The sequence below is a fragment of the Collinsella sp. 4_8_47FAA genome (assembly GCF_000763055.1).
GTDB lineage: Bacteria > Actinomycetota > Coriobacteriia > Coriobacteriales > Coriobacteriaceae > Collinsella.
Genome location: NZ_KN214168.1, coordinates 1 through 549, shown reverse-complemented (window position 1 = coordinate 549; position 549 = coordinate 1). Strand labels below are relative to the sequence as shown.

Genomic DNA, 549 nt, shown 5'->3' with positions numbered 1-549 from the left:
CGGAGCCGTACGCTTAGGCTGCGCCACGGACGGTGGCGCAGGGTTCAAGGCAAGGAGGTTGTCATGGTCAGGGTTCGTCTTGAGGGCCTGCCCGACGAGGTTCAGCGCATCGCCGACGCGATGCAGGCGGCGGGGTGCGTTCTGGAGCGCTCCCGCGAGTACCCGAACCGCGGCGAGAGCAGGTACGTGCGCGTATACCTCGACTGCGATCTGCCCAAGGAGGTGAGCCGCCATGATTGAGATTGACGGCGTCGAGCTGCGCACCGCGGCACAGTGGGAGAAGAAGCACCGCCATGTCAAGAAAGGCCAGCTCGGAAAGGGTGTGGAGCGCACTTGGCGCTCCCCGAACGGAAACACGACCGCGATGTTCTACAACATCGAGCAGACGCGCCCCTGGGCGAAAAAGGACGTCGAGGCGGTCAACCGCCGCCGCCGCGCCGACGCCAAGGCGAAGCGCGAGGCCGATGAGTGCGGGCGCATCGAGGGCGCCGCCCGCGCGGAACAGCATCGCAAAGACCTTCTCGATTGTTGGGGGGCTCACATCGACGA

The 549-nt window shown here is 66.1% G+C and carries 2 protein-coding genes; both read left to right on the top strand.

The window, feature by feature from the left end; translation table 11 throughout:
* Window positions 1-63: 63 nt before the first annotated feature.
* Entirely contained in the window at window positions 64-240 is a 177-nt protein-coding gene (locus HMPREF9463_RS10990; protein WP_156599998.1) for a hypothetical protein, read from the top strand.
* Window positions 233-549, top strand: a 317-nt coding sequence (locus HMPREF9463_RS10270) for a hypothetical protein (protein ID WP_035139013.1), incomplete at its 3' end; no start/stop codon positions are given. The genes HMPREF9463_RS10990 and HMPREF9463_RS10270, both read left to right, overlap by 8 nt.